We start from the raw sequence: 14,676 nt of genomic DNA, 5'->3' as shown, positions 1-14,676 counted from the left end.
GCGTTACACCACGCTCGGCATGGCGACCGACCAGGGCAAGACATCCAACGTCACCGGCCTCGCCATCATGGCGGCGGTAAGCGGCAAATCCATTCCTGAGACCGGCACGACGATCTACCGGCCGCCTTACGCGCCGGTCGCCATAGGCGCATTCGCCGGCCACCATCGCGACGAGAATTTCCATGCGACGCGGCTGACGCCGTCGCATCACTGGGCGGCCGAACAGGGCGCGGTGTTCGTCGACACCGGCCTTTGGAAGCGCGCACAATGGTATCCGCGCGCCGGCGAGAAGGACTGGCTGGAATCGGTGACCCGCGAGGTCAAGGCGGTGCGCGGCGGCGTCGGCTTCTGCGATGTCTCGACGCTCGGCAAGATCGACGTGCACGGCGCCGACGCGGGCATCTTCCTGGACCGCGTCTACATCAACGCCTTCTCCAGCCTCGCTGTCGGCAAGGCGCGCTACGGGCTGATGCTGCGCGAGGACGGCATCGTCTATGACGACGGCACCACCTCGCGGCTGGCCGAGGACCATTATTTCCTCACCACCACCACCGCCAAGGCGGGGCTGGTGATGCAGCACCTCGAATTCTGCCGCCAGGTGCTGTTCCCACAACTCGACGTGCAGCTCACCTCGGTCTCCGACCAGTGGGCGCAGTTCTCGATCGCCGGGCCGAAGACCCGCGATCTGCTGAAGGAGATCGTCGATCCGGCGGAAGACCTGTCGAACGAAGGTTTCCCGTTCATGGGGGCGCGCGAGGTCAAGCTGCGCGGCGGCATCAAGGCGCGGCTGTTCCGCATCTCCTTCTCCGGCGAAATGGCGTTCGAGATTTCGGTGCCGGCGCGCTACGGCGAGGCACTGGCGCGCAACCTGATGATCGCCGGCAATCCTCTCGGCGTGACACCCTACGGCACCGAGGCACTCGGCGTGATGCGCATCGAGAAGGGGCATGTCGCAGGGCCGGAGCTCAACGGCACCACCACCGCGGCTGATCTCGGCCTCGGCAAGATGATGTCGACTAAGAAGGATTTTGTCGGCCGCGTCATGGCCGGGCGCGAGGCGCTGGTCGCGCCGAATCGGCAGATCGTCGTCGGGCTCAAGCCGACCGACAAGGCGCGGCGCCTGCGCTCCGGCGCGCACATCATTCCAAAGGGCGAGACTCCTGGACCAGACAACGACCAGGGCTACGTCACCTCGGTCTGCTTCTCGCCGGTGCTCGACCAGTGGATCGGGCTCGGGCTCGTCGAGCGCGGCCGCCAGCGCATCGGCGAGATCGTGCGCGCGCATGATCCGCTGCTCGGCGAGGACTACGATGTCGAGCTCCGCAATTCCGTCTTCTACGATCCGGATGGGGGGCGCCAGCGTGGCTGAGTTTTCCTGGGATGTCCGCAGCCCGCTCGACCGCGCGCTGGTCGCAGGCGCCTATGGCGCGCCGGGCGGCGCCGGCGTGTCGCTGACCGAAATCCGCGATTTCGGCCTCGTGCAGGTGATGGCGCGGCGCGGCAGGACGGGCGAGATGACTAAGGCCGCGAAGGCCCACTTCGGCGTCGCGGCTCCGGAAACGCCAAGCGCGGTCGACGCGGCCGACGCAACATTGATCTGGTCCGGACCGGATCAGTTCCTCGTGCTGTCGAAAGGCGGGAAGCACACGATGGAGATGCTTGCCCCGGTCTTTGCCGGATCGGCCTCCCTTTCCGACCAATCGCACGCGCGGGCACTGATCAGCATTTCAGGCGAGAAGGCGCGCGCGCTGCTCGCCAAGCTGTCTTCGATTGATTTGCATCCTGCCGCGTTCCCGGTCGGCGCGGCGGCGGCAACGTCGGTGGATCACACCAGCGTCACGCTCTGGCGCGGCAAGGACCGGGACGACGGCCAGGCCGTGTTCAACCTGCTGATCTTCGCAACCTTTGCCGAGAGCCTCTGGCACACCATGCTTGATGCGGCCGCTGAATACGGCGTCGCGATCGCCCATTCCGAAGACCTCGGCTGACGGCCAGCCAGCCGGCTTTCACGCGCCGCTACCCCCTAAATACAGATCATCCGCCACCGGCTTTCGCCGATGGCGGATGATTCGAGGTTGCCACCTGTCTCCTCATTTCAGCATGATCTTTTCCGAAAACCGCTACGCACTTTTCGGGATCATGCTCTATTCCGCAGCGAGCGCCAGTTGCGGTCTTTCGATGCCTTCGATCTGTTCCGGCTCGGGGGCCTGCTCGTCGGTCTTGGCCTTCTTTGGCTCGCGGCCGAAGAACAGGGCGTAGCCGGCCGGCAGCACTAGGATGGTCAGCACGGTCGCGACCAGGATGCCGCCCATCATGGCGTAGGCGAGCGGTCCCCAGAAGACGGCGCGCGAGATCGGGATCAGCGCCAGCACGGCAGTCAGCGCCGTCAGCATGATCGGCCGGAAGCGGCGCACGGCGGCGCCGACGATCGCTTCCGATCGCTCCATGCCGGCCGCGATGTCCTGATCGATCTGATCGACCAGGATGATCGAGTTTCGCATGATGATGCCGAGCAGCGCGATGACGCCGAGGATGGCGACGAAGCCGAACGGCGCGCCGCTGATCAGAAGCGCCGCGGCGGCGCCGATGATGCCCAGCGGACCGGTGGCCAGCACCAGCATAGACTTGCCGAAATGCTGGAGCTGGACCATCAGCAATATGACGATGACGGCGAGCATGATCGGCGCCTTGGCCGCGATCGAGGCCTGGCTTTCAGCCGAGTCCTCCGCGCCGCCCTGGATCTCGATCTTGTAACCGGGCGCGAGGCCGGCGCGCAAATCCTTCATGTCGTTGTACATCTTGGTGACGACGTCGTTCGACTGCACGCCGTCCGGCAGCGTGCCGCGCACGGTGATTGTCGGCAGGCGGTCGCGCCGCCACTCGATGCCCTGCTCCATGACGGGCACGACCTTGGCCACCTGCGACAGCGGCACCGAGCCGCCGAAGTCGGTCGGGATGTAGACCGAGTCGACCGAGGACAGCACCTTGCGGGTCGCCTCCGGCTCACGGGCGACGATCGAGACCGTCTCCTCGCCGTCGCGGAAATCGTCGAGCGGCGCGCCGGACATGGTGGCCTGCAGCATCTGGCGGATACGCTGCGAGGTGACGCCGAGCGCACGGGCGCGATCCTGGTCGATCACCAGCTTCATCGCCGGCACCGGCTCCAGCCAGTCGTCATGCACCGCGCCGAGCAGCGGGTTCGCCTGGAACCTCGCCTTCACCTCATCGGCGATGCGGCGCACCTCCTGGCGGTCCGGACCCATGATGCGCATCTGCACCGGCCAGCCGGTCGGCGGACCGAGGAACAGCCGGTCGACCTTGCCGCGGATCGAGGGGAAGTCCTTGGCAAGGATGCCGCGCAGCTTGACGATCAGCCGCTCGCGCGCCGGCTCGTCCTTGGCCATCACCAGGAGCTGGGCGAAGTTCGGGTTCCTGAGCTGCTGGTCGAGTGGCAGGAAGAAGCGCGGCGCGCCCTCGCCGATGTAAGTGGCGATGAAGCGCTTGTCAGGATCGTCCATCATCCTGGCTTCCAGCGCCTTGGCCTGGTTCTCGACCTCCTTGATCGAGGTACCTTCCGGCAGCCAGAGATCGACCAGGATCTCCGGACGCGAGGACTGCGGGAAGAAGTTCTGCGGAATGAACTGGAAGGCCCAGAGACTGGTACCGAAGGTGACCAGCGTCATCACCAGGACGATGATGCGGTGGCGCACGGCCCAGGTGACCGTCGAGCGCAGGCGCCGATAGAAGCGCGTGTCGAAGACATCATGATGGGTGCCGGCGTGCTTGCGTTGCTTCAGGATCATATAGCCCAGCCACGGCGTGAAATAGACCGCGACGAACCAAGACACGACGAGCGCGATACCGACGACATAGAACAGCGTGCGCACATATTCGCCGGCGGTCGAGGCGGCAAAGCCGACCGGGATGAAGCCGGCGGTGGTGATCAGCGTGCCGGTGAGCATCGGGAAGGCGGTCGAGGTATAGGCGAAGCTTGCCGCCTCGATCTTGACCAGCCCCTCCTCGAGCTTTCGCTCCATCATCTCGACGACGATCATGGCGTCATCGACCAATAGGCCAAGCGCGATGATCAGCGCGCCGAGCGAGATGCGCTGCAGGTCGATGCCGATCTCGTACATGATGGCGAAAGTGGCGGCGAGGACCAGCGGAATGGCGATCGCGATCACCAGGCCGGAGCGCCAGCCGATCGACAAGAACGAGACCACGAGAACGATGAGCAGCGCTTCACCGAGCGCCTCCATGAACTCGTTGACGGCATCCTTGACCACCTCGGGCTGGTCGGAAATCTGGTCGACCGCGACACCGTAAGGCAGGCCTTCCTCGAAGCGCTTGTAGGTCTCTTCCACGTCCTTGCCGACGTCCCTGACGTTGAAGCCCTTGGCCATGACGACGCCGACCTGGACGCTCTCGTGGCCGTTGAAGCGGTATTTGCGCTGGTAGGGATCCTCGAGGCCGGAGGTGACGGTGGCGATGTCGCCGAGACGCGTCACCTGGTTGCCGGCGCGCAGTCTCAGCTCGCGGATGTCGGTGGCCCTGGTGACGTCGCCCTCGACCGAGATGCGCACGGAGCGCAGGCCGGTATCGACCGAGCCCGCCGGATCGACGGCGTTCTGGCCTTTCACGGCGTTCTGCAGATCGATAATGGTCAGGCCGCGCTCGGCGAGCGCCTTGGATGAGACGTCGATGTAGATCTTCTCCGGCTGGTCGCCGATGATAACTGCCTTCTCGACGCCCGGCGTCGTCAAGAGCATGTCGCGCGCCTGGATGGCGAACTTCTTCAGCTCCGGATAGGTGAAGCCGTCGCCGCTGATCGAATGCAGCGTGATGAAGGTGTCGCCGAACTCGTCGTTGAAGTACGGCCCGAGCAGGCCCTGCGGCAGTTCGTTGGCAATGTCGCCGACCTTCTTGCGCACCTGGTAGAAGGCGTCCTTCACCTGGTCCGCATTGGTGTCGCCCTTGACCTGCAAGGTGATGATGGCGCTGCCGGCGCGGGTGTAGGAGCGCACGAAATCGAGATGCGGCGTTTCCTGCAGCTTGCGCTCGATCTTGTTGACGACCTGATCCTCCATGTCCTGGATCGAGGCGCCGGGCCAGACCGCCTGCACCACCATGACGCGGAAGGTGAAGTCGGGGTCTTCCTTCTGGCCCATGCGCATCAGGCCGAGCGCGCCGGCCAGGATGATCAGGCCGAACAGGAAGCGGGCGATGCTCGGATGTCCGATCGCCCAGCGCGAGAGGTTGAAGGGCCGCTTTTCGGTGCTGCTGTCGGTGGTCATGGCGCAGTCCAGTCCAATTGGCCGGCAAGGCACGCTTGCCATTACTCATGAATTGCTCGGTGGCTTCCGGGCGGCGAGCACCTCAAGCGGAGAGAGACTCGCAATCGCGCTGGACGCGGCCATGGTGCGGGGGATACCAACAGCCGGCATCTCGTCGATCGGGCGCGTTCGCCGCCCGGAACCCATGCCCCTCCCCGGCTCGCGGCTCGCGCAGCGAGGCGGGAAAGGCGTTCGTTACGCCTCGCGCTAGCGCAGGCTACTGGTGGCGACGTCTTCCTCAGCCGAAGCGGACTGCTGGGCGACGTCGCCGGAAAGCTTGACCTTCAGGTTCTCGGTCATGAATTGCGTGCCGGCGGCTACCACCACGTCGCCCTGCTTCAGGCCATCGGCCACGGCGACACCGTCAGCGGTGAAGTTGGCGACCTTGATCGGGCGCGGATGGACCGTGTCGCTCGCGCGGTCGACCGTCCAGACGATCTGCTTGCCGTCCTTCTCGGCCATCGCGGTCAGCGGGATCGACACCAGCTCAGCCTTGCTGCCGACGGTCGCCTCGACGTTCGCGGTCATGCCGAGCAACACGCGCGGATCGTTGGGGAGCGAAACCCTGACCGCGAAGGTGCGCGACTGCGGATCGGCGCTGCCGGCAACCTCGCGAACCTTGCCGTCGAGCGTGAGCGCATCGTCCGACCAGAAGCCCGCCTTGACCTCCTTGCCCGGGCGGAAGCCGGCGATGTCCATTTCGGGCACCGCGATCAGCACTTCCTTCTCGCCATCGACGGCAACCGTCATCACCGGCGTGCCGGCGCCGACCACCTGGCCGATGTCGGCCGAGATGGCGGTGACGATGCCAGCCTTGCTGGCCTTGAGATCGGTGTAGTGGACCTGGTTCTGCGCCTGGGCCAGGGTCGAACGGGCGGCATCGCGCGTTGCCACCGCCTGATCGTAGGTCAGCGCCGCCTGATCGAGCTGCGACTTCGGCGCGAAGTTCTTGGCGTAAAGCTGCTCGGCGCGCTTCTTGGCAAGATCGACGGTCTCGACCTGGCGCTCGGCGGCATCGAGGCTCGCCTGGTCGCTCTTCACCGACAGCTCGTAGTCGGACGAGTCGACGCGGGCAAGCACGTCGCCCTCGTTCACGTGCTGGCCGATGTCGACCAGACGCTCGGTGACCTTGCCGGCGATGCGGAAGCCGAGATTCATTTCGGTGCGGGCGCGCACCGAACCGGAATAATCGAGCTGACGTGTGGTCTCGGCCTTACCGATCTCGACGACCTTCACCGGACGGACGACTTCCTGGACGACCGCCGCCTTCTCCTGGCTGCAGCCGGCAAGCCCAAGTGCCGCGACGATGATGCCGACGACTGGGAGGCCAGCGGCAGGCAGCTTGCGGAGGATGGAATTGGACAAAGACACCTTAGCACTCCCGAACTGGAGATGAACGTCGACCGGCACCCGGCGGGCGGCGGCTATTTCAAGGCTCTGATTGCGTAGTCGATGAGGTCGTCGGGCATCGCCCGGTTGGTCTTGGCAAGGCACTGCGCGACCATCTGCGGATGGCACAGGATGACAGTGGAGGCGCCGAAGCAGCGCGAGGCGATCACCGGATCCTGCTTCCTGAACTCACCGGCCTCGATGCCCTCGCGGATCACCTCGGCGAACAGGTCGTGGATGCGGTCGACATGCTTGTCGATGACGCCCCAGTCGCGCTCCAGCGCGACGATGACCATCTCATGCACCTTCTGGTCATCGAGCATGACCTCGAGCGTCATCTTGTACTGGGCATGCACGTAGCGGCGCAGCCGCTCCTCGGCGCTGAGCGGCAGGCGCGAAATCTCGTAGGCCATCGCATAGCTGGCGCCGAGCATGCGGCCGCAGACGGCCTGGTGGATTTCGACCTTCGAGGCGAAGAAGCGGTAGATGTTGGCCGGCGACATGCCGAGCTCGCGGGCAATGTCGGCGACGTTGGTCTTGCCGTAGCCATAGTGCCTGAACAGGCGCTCGGCGCAGTCGAGAATGCGTGTCACATTCTCCTGTCTGGCGGGGTCGGCCACGATGTTGGCAGCTTCGGACATTAGCTCTCTGTCAAATAACGAGTGACGAATTTCAATTTTCGTCACTCGTAAATCGAAAGGAGCGAAGAGTCAACGCGGAATCGATGTACGCGTACAAAATGGTGACAGATGGTGACAGTGAGGAGCGGCCGGCTACCACGAGCGTCGCCATCTGAGGGCCAAGCAAGGAGCGAAGCGAGGCGCAGACCTCAGGATGGATGACGTCCCGAGCCAGCGGAGGAAACTGGGGAGCCAGTCCGAAAATCGCGTCGATTTTGTAGAGCCGGGTTTGCGCCTTGCATCGCGGCGATCCCAGCCTTTGATGCTCGCAAGTGCGCCGCGCCGGGCGTCCTTCGTTCGCATGGCGAAAACACCAGGGATGCCTGATATCACCATTTCAGCCGGCGGGTTGTTTTTCGTCACTGTCCCCGCCGGTGAGGCCCGGCCTGTCCTGGCCTACCCCGCCAGCGTGCCGGGCCGCTCGTTGCTCGCGGACAATGCTGTCTGACGTCGATGCCGTTCGAAAATCGCCAGCTTGTCCGTATAGGACAGCCGCACCGTTTTGTGGCACCGTTCGCACTTGAAAGTTGTGACGCTCTTGATCCAGGAGCCTTTCTTGATCAACGCCGCGTGGCAGCGCGGACACTGAAACGTCAACGCCTTGTCGAACAGGTCATTGGCCAAACCCATTCCATCTTCCTCCAAGACGGAACCGCCGCGCAACACGGATGCCAGGGCCGGCCAATCCCGAAACGGCGAGAGCTTACCCGGGAATGTCCATTAGCATTAACTAATCATAGACCGCGCTGTCCTATTCTGAGACAGCGCGGTCTACTGCCCATTGGCCGCGCAGGCGGCTTCGACGCCCAGCACCCCTGCCACACCGTCGGAGCCGCCACTTTCACAATACCAGCAGCGGTTGAATCAACCGTTACCAGGGTCGCGCCGATGGCTCGATCCGACCGTTCGCTTGCAGTTAACGACGGCGCGCGCGCTATTCATCCCGCCAGAAAACCCGATTTTCCCACCGGATCTCCATCGGGCGCCGGGAGCGGATTTAATGCGTTTGCTCGAATGACGACGTCGCGAACGGCGGAGGCGAACTCTCCCAGGTCGCAGCCACAGCGTAAATGCGTGACGCAGGCCTACGCCCCCTTCGCCATGTCCCTCAGCCGGAACTTCTGGATCTTCCCCGTCGAGGTCTTTGGAATTTCGGCGAACATCACGGCCTTGGGCACCTTGAAGCGGGCGAGCAGGCCGCGGCAGTGCTCGATGATCTCGGCCTCTGTTGCCGTCTTGCCGGGCTTCAGCTCGACATAGGCGACCGGCACCTCGCCCCACTTCTCGTCGGCGCGGGCGACGACGCCGCAGGAGGCGACGGAGGGATGCTTGTAGAGAGCGTCCTCGACCTCGATGGACGAGATGTTCTCGCCGCCCGAGATGATGATGTCCTTGGAACGGTCCTTGAGCTGGATGTAGCCATCAGGGTGCATGACGCCGAGATCGCCGGAATGGAACCAGCCGCCGGCGAAGGCCTCGTCGGTCGCCTTGCGGTTCTTCAGATAGCCTTTCATGACGATGTTGCCGCGGAACATGACCTCGCCGATGGTCTCGCCGTCGGCCGGCGTCTCGGCCATCGTCTCGGGGTTCATCACCGTGAGCCCTTCGAGCGAGGCATAGCGTACGCCCTGGCGCGCCTTCTTCGCCGTCCTTGGCCCCTTGTCGAGCTCGTCCCACTCGTAGTGCCATTCGTTGACGACCGCCGGCCCGTAGGTCTCGGTCAGGCCGTAGAGATGGGTGACGGCGAAGCCCGCATCGGCCATGCCGGACAGCACGGCCTCCGGTGGCGGCGCGGCGGCGGTGTTGAAGGTGACCGTCTGCGGGAACTGGCGCTTGTCCTCGTCCTTGGCGTTGATCAGCACCGACATGACGATCGGCGCGCCGCAGAGATGGGTGACACCGTGGTCGGCGATCGCATCATACATCGGCCTTGCCCGCACCCAGCGCAGGCAGACATGGGTGCCGGCCTGCACAGCGAGCGTCCATGGGAAGCACCAGCCGTTGCAGTGGAACATCGGCAGCGTCCAGAGATAGACCGCGTGCTTGGCCATGCCGGCATGGATGGTGTTGGTGTAGGCCATCAGCGCCGCGCCGCGATGGTGGTAGACGACGCCCTTCGGATTGCCTGTCGTGCCGGAAGTGTAGTTGAGCGATATGGCGTCCCATTCGTCGTCGGGCATCGACCAGGCGAAAGCCTCATCACCGCCGGCGACGAAGTCTTCGTAGTCGATCGTGCCGATCCGCTCGCCTTTCGGATAGGGCGCATCGGCGGCGTAGTCGGGATCGTCATAGTCGATGACCAATGGCTTGGCCTTGGCCAATGCCAGCGCCTCTCTGACCACGCCAGAGAATTCGCGATCGACGATCAACACCTTGCTCTCGGCATGGTCGAGTTGGAAGGCGATCACGGCGGCGTCGAGGCGGGTGTTGAGCGAATGCAGAACCGCCTTCACCATCGGCACGCCGAAATGCGCCTCCAGCATCGCCGGCGTGTTCGACAGCATCACCGTCACCGTATCGCCCTTGCCGATGCCATGCTTCGACAGCGCCGAGGCGAGCTTGAGCGAACGGTGCCAGAACTCGCGGTAGGAGATGCGCTGGCTGCCATGGATGATGGCAACATGGTCGGGATAGGTCTTGGCAGCGCGCTCAAGATAGGTGAGCGGCGTCAGTGGCTGGTGGTTGGCGGCGTTCCTGTCGAGATCCTGTTCGTAGGGATTGGCCATCCCATCCTCCCCTTAGGTCTTTTAGAGCTTTCTAGCCGCAGCTCTGCGATCACGCCATCCCCCCGAACGACCGGGAAATGCTATGATATGCGCGCCCGCTAGAATGGCTGTCTCAATTGCATCGTGCCGGCGGACTATTACACCGATCTGCCCTGATTTGACTTTTGTCGAGAGCCGTGACTAATGTCAGCCGAGGAGGCGGCATGGCGATCAGACCGGCAGAACAGCTCATCCACAAGGCCGCCTGGCTCTACTACGCTCACGGCCTTCGCCAGGACGAAGTGGCGAACCAGCTCAAGATTTCACGTGCGTCGGTGGCCATGTATCTGCGCAAGGCGCGCGAGACCGGCATCGTCAATATCTCGACCTCGACTCAACTCTTCACCGACGATGTGATGGCGCGCCGGCTTGAGGACGCCTTCAAGCTCGACGCCGTCTGGATAGCGCCCGAGAACGCCTATGTGGCCGACCCGTCGACCGACATCGCAGTGCTGGCGGCGAGCGTCTTCCTGGAGCTGGTGAAGAAGGGCGACCGCATCGGCGTCGCCTGGGGTCGCACCGTCTACACTATCGCCGACATCATGTCCTATGCCGACCTGCAGGACGTCACCGTGGTGCAGCTCTGCGGCAATCTCGGCGCGCCCTATTCCTACCGGCCCGACCAGTGCACGATGGAGATCGCGCGGCGGCTGAACGCCAAGGGCCTGAATTTCTACGCGCCCCTTGTATTGTCGACCGAGGAACTCGCTCGCGGTCTGCGCGCCGAACCGGTGATCCGCGACCAGCTTGCCGGCATCGCCGACTGCGATCTCGCGCTCTATTCGGTCGGCGCGGTCGACGCCGACAGCCATCTGGTGAAATGCGGCGCACTGACGCCGGCCGAAATGGCCGCGCTGCGCAGGCAAGGCGCCGCCGGCGTCATTGCCGGGCAGGTCATCGACGCCAGGGGCGAGGTGCTCGACTGCGATTACAACAGGCGAGTCATCTCCGCCGAGCTCGCCTCGCTGCGCGCCATCGGGAAGCGGCTGATGGTAGTGCAGGAGGATACGAAGTTCGAGCCGCTGCTGGCGGCAATCGCCGGCGGTCTCTGCACGCATCTGGTGGTCGGCGCGCATATGGCCGCGCGCCTTCTCGATCACGCCGGCGCGGTCGGCAAAAAGGCCTCCTAGAGCCGGATGATCTCAGGTCGAATCGACCTGAGATCATCCGGCTCTAGATCAAAGAGATAGAGCATGATGTCGTCCGAAAACCGCTTCACACTTTTCGGCATCATGCTCTGGGAAAACCACCCTCGCCGCTTCTGTCATCAAGACGTCGCGGCTTTCTGTTCATGAGCAAAAAAGACGGACATCGGACGGACGAAATGAAGAATCTTTGGAATGACGCCGACGCGGAAAAGATGGTTGCCGACTATGCGAAGAAGGGCGTCGATGGCGACCTCGCGCTGCGTGTCTACACGACCCGGCTGCTCGGCGGCGAGCCGCGGCTGGTGCTACATGGCGGCGGCAACACCTCCTGCAAGACCAAGGCCACCGATCTCGTCGGCGATGAATGGGACGTGCTCTGCGTCAAGGGCAGCGGCTGGGACATGGCCGTCATCGAGCCGCAAGGCCTGCCGGCTGTGAAGATGGGCACGCTGCTCAAGGCACGCACGCTGGACAGCCTCTCCGACGAGGACATGGTGGCGCTGCAGCGCTCCAACCTCATCGACCCCGCCTCCCCCAACCCGTCGGTCGAGACGCTGCTGCACGCCTTCCTGCCGCACAAATTCGTCGACCACACGCATTCGACCGCCATCCTCGCCATCGTCGACCAGGAAGACAGCAAGGCGCTGGTGAAGACGGTGTTCGGCGACAAGATGGGTTATGTGCCCTACATCAAGCCAGGCTTCGACCTCGCCAAGGTCGCTGCGGAAGTTTTTGACGCCGACCCAACCGTCGAGGGACTGATCCTCGACAAGCACGGCATCTTCACCTTCGGCGACGACGCCAGGCAGGCCTACGACCGGATGATCCACCATGTGAACGTCGCCGAGGAGTATGTCGCGAAGAACGGCAAGGCGCAGGCGGCCAAGGCGGCGCTGCCGGCGAAGCTCGCCAGGCCAAGCGACATCGCGCCGATGCTGCGCGGCGCGGTGGCGGTGGCGCGCGGCGAAGGCCGCTTCGATCGCATGATCAGCGATTTCCGCACTTCCGACGCGATCGTCGATTTCATCAACTCGGCGAGAATCGCCGACTATGCCGGGCGCGGCGTCTCGACGCCGGACCTTTCGATCCGCATCAAGACCGGCCCGATGGCGATACCGGCTCCGGACGCCGACAAGCTCGGCGACTACAAGGCCGTCATCCGTAGCCATGTCGAGACTTTCGCCAAGGATTATCAGGCCTATTTCGAGACCAATGACGCGCTGGACGACGTCAAGCGCACCATGCTCGACCCGATGCCGCGTCTGACGCTGGTGCCCGGCCTCGGCATGTTCGGCCATGGCCGCACGCTGAAGGATGCGAAAATCGCCTCCGACGTCGGCGAGATGTGGATCGAGGCGGTGCGCGGCGCGGAAGCCATCGGCAATTTCCAGCCGCTCTCCAAGGCCGACCTCTTCCCGCTCGAATACTGGTCGCTGGAGCAGGCGAAGCTCGCCTCGAACAAGCCGAAGCCGCTGACCGGCCAGGTGGTGCTGATCACCGGCGGCGCCGGCGCCATCGGCGCCGCGACAGCAAAACTGTTCGCCGGCAATGGCGCGCATGCCGTCATCGTCGACCTCGACCCGGCCAAGGCTGCGGAAGCGGCGAAGGCGGCCGGCAACAACTCGATCGGCGTCGGCGCCGACATCACCAACCCGGCCGAGATGCGCGCGGCCTTCGACAAGGCCGTCGCCGTCTATGGCGGCGTCGACATCCTGGTCTCGAATGCCGGCGCCGCCTGGGAGGGCCGGATCGGCGAGCTCGACGACGCGCTCCTGCGCAAGAGCTTCGAGCTCAACTTCTTCGCCCACCAGTCGGCGGCGCAGAATGCGGTGCGCATCATGCTGGAACAGGGTACGGGCGGCGTGCTCCTCTTCAACACCTCCAAGCAGGCGGTCAATCCCGGACCGAAGTTCGGCGCCTACGGCCTGCCAAAGGCGGCGACGCTGTTTTTGTCCCGGCAATACGCGCTGGACTACGGCTCCCACGGCATCCGCGCCAACGCGGTGAACGCCGACCGCATCCGCTCCGGGCTGTTGACCGATGCCATGATCGCCAGCCGCTCCGGCGCGCGCGGCGTGTCGGAAAAGGAATACATGTCCGGCAATTTGCTCGGGCAGGAAGTGACGGCTGACGACGTGGCGCAGGCCTTCCTGCACCAGGCGCTCGCGGAACGCACCACGGCCGACGTCACGACGGTGGACGGCGGCAACATAGCAGCAGCGCTGCGTTGAAGAAGTAAAGACATTTCCCGGGGCGGTTCGTCATCTTACGAGAACGACGAACCGCTCTCTCCTCCTGTCCTGACGCATTTCCCCGGATGTAAGCCAGTTTCACACCTCTGCTAGAAAACTGCTGTAACTGACCAAAATCCGCTCAAATCCTTCGCTTATTGCTCGAGCAGCTTTAAGGGGCCTTGCGCCTCGCGTGCGAAACACAAGGCTGGGCCGGCATGCAATCCAGGGAAGTGCCTTATTTCAGCCAGTGGGAATCGCCTGGCATGACTTTGCCGCTCTTGGCGGAGGGGCCGTCGGCTCTGTGCCGAGATCCGCTGTGGCGCAACTCCGGCGCAGATACGGTCGAGGACTATGCGCGCTGGGCCGTCAATGTCTGCGGCGTGGCCTGCCTGAAGATGATCCTTGCCGCGCGGGGCGAAATTCACCCGACGCTCGAGCTCGCCCGCGCCTGCACGACCTATGGCGGCTATGTCGTGAACGAGGCGGACGGCTCGATCAAAGGGCTGATCTACGATCCCTTCATCAGGTTCGTCGGCGAACGTTTCGGCCTCTCTGCCGAGACGATGACCAATGTCGATATGGCCATGGTGCCCGGACTACTTTCCAGATGGCGCTACTTCATCGCCTCGGTGCATCCCGGGATCCGCTGGCCCGAGCGCGAGCCGCCATCGAAGGGCGGGCATCTGGTGCTGGTGACGGCAGCCTCGAACGGCGAAATCCGTTTCCACAACCCGTCCGGCCACGACCGGCAGAGCCAGGCGGACGTCACGCTGCCGCTCACCACCTTCGACCGCTTTTTCGCCCGGCGCGGCATCGCCGTCGGTTTCCAACCTTGACCATTGTGGAGATGTCGATGGCCACGAAAAGACTGCGTATTGGCGTGCTCTTCGGCGGGCGGTCGGCCGAGCATGAGGTCTCGTTGCTTTCGGCGACCAATGTCATGCGCGCGCTTGACCCCGCGAAATACGATGCAGTCCCCATCTTTGTCACCCGCCAGGGGCAATGGCTGCTGAGCAGCTTCCAGGAGGGGGCGCTGGCGACACCTTCAAGCGGCACCGAGATCTGCCTAGTGCCGGGCGGGCACGGACGAATGCTGGCGATCCCGGCCAGCGGCGCACCCCACGACC

General features: G+C 64.3%; 10 protein-coding genes and 1 pseudogene. 6 read left to right on the top strand and 5 right to left on the bottom strand.

Translation table 11 applies throughout. From position 1 onward, the window contains the following. On the top strand, positions 1–1,369 hold a 1,369-nt coding region (locus tag EOA38_RS11740; protein WP_281060095.1), incomplete at its 5' end, for a glycine cleavage T C-terminal barrel domain-containing protein. Further along, a complete protein-coding gene (locus EOA38_RS11735; protein WP_127299273.1) occupies positions 1,362–1,988 on the top strand; it encodes a sarcosine oxidase subunit gamma family protein in 627 nt (208 codons plus the stop codon). The genes EOA38_RS11740 and EOA38_RS11735, both read left to right, overlap by 8 nt. A gap of 156 nt (positions 1,989–2,144) precedes the next feature. Here EOA38_RS11735 and EOA38_RS11730 read toward each other — a convergent pair whose 3' ends face one another. The 5 genes from EOA38_RS11730 to EOA38_RS11710 all read right to left on the bottom strand — a co-directional run bounded on the left by EOA38_RS11730 (position 2,145) and on the right by EOA38_RS11710 (position 10,128). Next, entirely contained in the window at positions 2,145–5,294 is a 3,150-nt protein-coding gene (locus EOA38_RS11730; RefSeq protein WP_127299272.1) for an efflux RND transporter permease subunit, read from the bottom strand. A 246-nt stretch (positions 5,295–5,540) separates the two neighbouring features. Continuing rightward, the gene (locus EOA38_RS11725; RefSeq protein ID WP_127299271.1) at positions 5,541–6,704 is read right to left on the bottom strand and encodes an efflux RND transporter periplasmic adaptor subunit; all 1,164 of its coding nucleotides are present in this window, start codon (positions 6,702–6,704) and stop codon (positions 5,541–5,543) included. A gap of 53 nt (positions 6,705–6,757) precedes the next feature. After that, on the bottom strand, positions 6,758–7,363 hold the full coding sequence (locus tag EOA38_RS11720; protein ID WP_126095382.1) for a TetR family transcriptional regulator: 606 nt from the start codon (positions 7,361–7,363) through the stop codon (positions 6,758–6,760). A 435-nt stretch (positions 7,364–7,798) separates the two neighbouring features. Next, positions 7,799–8,032 carry a hypothetical protein gene (locus EOA38_RS11715; RefSeq protein ID WP_126095383.1) on the bottom strand — a complete coding sequence of 78 codons (234 nt, stop codon included), beginning with the start codon at positions 8,030–8,032 and terminating at the stop codon, positions 7,799–7,801. A gap of 455 nt (positions 8,033–8,487) precedes the next feature. Beyond that, a complete protein-coding gene (locus EOA38_RS11710) occupies positions 8,488–10,128 on the bottom strand; it encodes an acyl-CoA synthetase (protein ID WP_127299270.1) in 1,641 nt (546 codons plus the stop codon). A 203-nt stretch (positions 10,129–10,331) separates the two neighbouring features. Here EOA38_RS11710 and EOA38_RS11705 point away from each other — a divergent pair, with 203 nt between their 5' ends. The 4 genes and pseudogenes from EOA38_RS11705 to EOA38_RS11690 form a co-directional block, all read left to right on the top strand. Beyond that, positions 10,332–11,297, top strand: coding sequence for a sugar-binding transcriptional regulator (locus tag EOA38_RS11705; protein WP_127220876.1), 966 nt, complete (start codon positions 10,332–10,334; stop codon positions 11,295–11,297). A 194-nt stretch (positions 11,298–11,491) separates the two neighbouring features. Then, positions 11,492–13,546 carry a bifunctional aldolase/short-chain dehydrogenase gene (locus EOA38_RS11700; protein WP_127299269.1) on the top strand — a complete coding sequence of 685 codons (2,055 nt, stop codon included), beginning with the start codon at positions 11,492–11,494 and terminating at the stop codon, positions 13,544–13,546. Positions 13,547–13,764: 218 nt separating this feature from the next. Continuing rightward, positions 13,765–14,385, top strand: a complete 621-nt coding sequence (locus tag EOA38_RS11695) for a C39 family peptidase (protein ID WP_127299268.1) — start codon at positions 13,765–13,767, stop codon at positions 14,383–14,385. 11 nt (positions 14,386–14,396) lie between these two features. Beyond that, a pseudogene (locus EOA38_RS11690) lies at positions 14,397–14,676 on the top strand (D-alanine--D-alanine ligase A); the annotation flags it as partial.

The sequence above is a fragment of the Mesorhizobium sp. M1E.F.Ca.ET.041.01.1.1 genome (assembly GCF_003997355.1).
In the GTDB taxonomy this organism is placed as follows: Bacteria; Pseudomonadota; Alphaproteobacteria; order Rhizobiales; family Rhizobiaceae; genus Mesorhizobium.
The sequence above is the reverse complement of the archived record's forward strand: the minus strand, read 5'-3'. Positions and strand labels throughout refer to the sequence as shown.

Coding starts and splice junctions, on each gene's coding strand:
- EOA38_RS11730 (WP_127299272.1), bottom strand. CDS start 5,294: ATGACCACCGACAGCAGCACCGAAAAGCGGCCCTTCAACCTCTCGCGC.
- EOA38_RS11720 (WP_126095382.1), bottom strand. CDS start 7,363: ATGTCCGAAGCTGCCAACATCGTGGCCGACCCCGCCAGACAGGAGAAT.
- EOA38_RS11715 (WP_126095383.1), bottom strand. CDS start 8,032: ATGGGTTTGGCCAATGACCTGTTCGACAAGGCGTTGACGTTTCAGTGT.
- EOA38_RS11710 (WP_127299270.1), bottom strand. CDS start 10,128: ATGGCCAATCCCTACGAACAGGATCTCGACAGGAACGCCGCCAACCAC.
- EOA38_RS11705 (WP_127220876.1), top strand. CDS start 10,332: ATGGCGATCAGACCGGCAGAACAGCTCATCCACAAGGCCGCCTGGCTC.
- EOA38_RS11700 (WP_127299269.1), top strand. CDS start 11,492: ATGAAGAATCTTTGGAATGACGCCGACGCGGAAAAGATGGTTGCCGAC.
- EOA38_RS11695 (WP_127299268.1), top strand. CDS start 13,765: ATGCAATCCAGGGAAGTGCCTTATTTCAGCCAGTGGGAATCGCCTGGC.